Annotated in this window: 2 protein-coding genes; both read left to right on the top strand. The window is 48.1% G+C overall.

Annotated elements, in window-relative coordinates; all coding sequences use genetic code 11:
- Positions 1 to 105: 105 nt before the first annotated feature.
- A complete protein-coding gene (locus BLV54_RS15255) occupies positions 106 to 714 on the top strand; it encodes a hypothetical protein (protein WP_090572419.1) in 609 nt (202 codons plus the stop codon).
- Between the two features lie 107 nt (positions 715 to 821).
- Positions 822 to 1154, top strand: coding sequence for an SRPBCC domain-containing protein (locus tag BLV54_RS15250; RefSeq protein ID WP_090572418.1), 333 nt, complete (start codon positions 822 to 824; stop codon positions 1152 to 1154).
- Positions 1155 to 1323 lie beyond the last annotated feature (169 nt).

Here is a 1323-nt window from a genome sequence, read left to right as displayed (position 1 = left end):
CCAGGCCAAAACAATCAGAAAAAAGGAAGGATGCTCCATCGAGCAGCTCTTTACCGCTTATGCACTTTAAATCATTTTATATGGGATCAGCTATAAGTATTCACAATGCAACCATACGACCCAGGTGTGTTACTCAAAAGTTTACATAGAGCGAATTGGCCTGTCGCGGCCAAGACTTATGGGAGTAGTCATGCCACCCTGATAGGGATTCTTGCGCATTGGTGGATTGCTCTCTCCCCAAGCAGTCATTCGGTGCTCGATGGTGCTCCATCTCATGGCGAAGGCAACGCCGGGTGGTGTGATTTGATGCTTTGTGCTAACGAAGCAGCCATAGGGGTAGTTGAGGTCGAAGGCACAAAACCGATCGACAAGCTAAAAACGCTTAATGCGTACTTCTCTTCGCCCCGTTTGATCCTTTCAAGCCTTGGGTTCGGCCTACTTTTGGTCTACGCTTACAACGCTCGGGGCCGTGGTGATGCGAAACAATACCCACCAGCAGAAACCTCTGAAGTGCTTTCTTTCGCACTCGATGTATCGGCATCGCATCCTTCCAAGGAACTCCTGCTTCTTGCACTCGACAAAGTTGTTGAAAAAAATTTAAGCCCCATAAGAATTAGTTCGCCGTACCATCTTGGTAGACTCAAGAAAGTCGAAGCTGTCCTTCTAAAAGGTGGACAAGAGGCTCATCGTGAAGTGCTATTCAAATCGGACTGACCTATCCGCAAACGAGGAGTGAAACCTAACTATTCATTCAAACCGATGCCGCTTCGTGGCACGGCTTAACTCACGCGTTAGCTGTAACCATAACTAGGAAAATCGCCATGAGAATTACCGTTGAAACGACCGTCGCTGCACCCATCGAGGAAGTTTGGCGTGCATATACGACACCCGAGGACATTAAACAGTGGAATGCTGCGTCCGATGACTGGCACACGACCGCTGCCACAGTGGATTTGCGCGTGGGCGGCGTCTTCTCGTCGCGAATGGAGGCAAAGGATGGCAGCGTGGGGTTTGATTTCGCCGGAGTTTATACAAATATTGTGAAGCACAAACTGATCGAATATTCCTTCGGCGATCGCGCAGCGCAGGTCGAATTCGTTGGTAGCCCGAAAAACGTTAGGGTGCGCGTAACCTTCGATAGTGAGGTATGCTGAGTTTTATGGAGTCCAAAGTTTCATAAAATATAGACATGGAATGGAGGATATAGATGGAACAATTACCCCGAACGCGATATAGCCAGGAGTTCCGCGAGCAATCAGTCAAGTTTTTTAAAGAAAGTGGATTAACGCTGGTTGAAGCAGCGAAACGACTATCTTTACCTAA

This window comes from Nitrosomonas sp. Nm33 (genome assembly GCF_900107265.1).
Classification (GTDB): domain Bacteria; phylum Pseudomonadota; class Gammaproteobacteria; order Burkholderiales; family Nitrosomonadaceae; genus Nitrosomonas.
The sequence above is the reverse complement of the archived record's forward strand: the minus strand, read 5'-3'. Positions and strand labels throughout refer to the sequence as shown.

What these genes read in the sequence shown, in the direction of transcription:
- BLV54_RS15255 (WP_090572419.1), top strand. Translation starts at nt 106, where the DNA reads ATGCAACCATACGACCCAGGTGTGTTACTCAAAAGTTTACATAGAGCG.
- BLV54_RS15250 (WP_090572418.1), top strand. Translation starts at nt 822, where the DNA reads ATGAGAATTACCGTTGAAACGACCGTCGCTGCACCCATCGAGGAAGTT.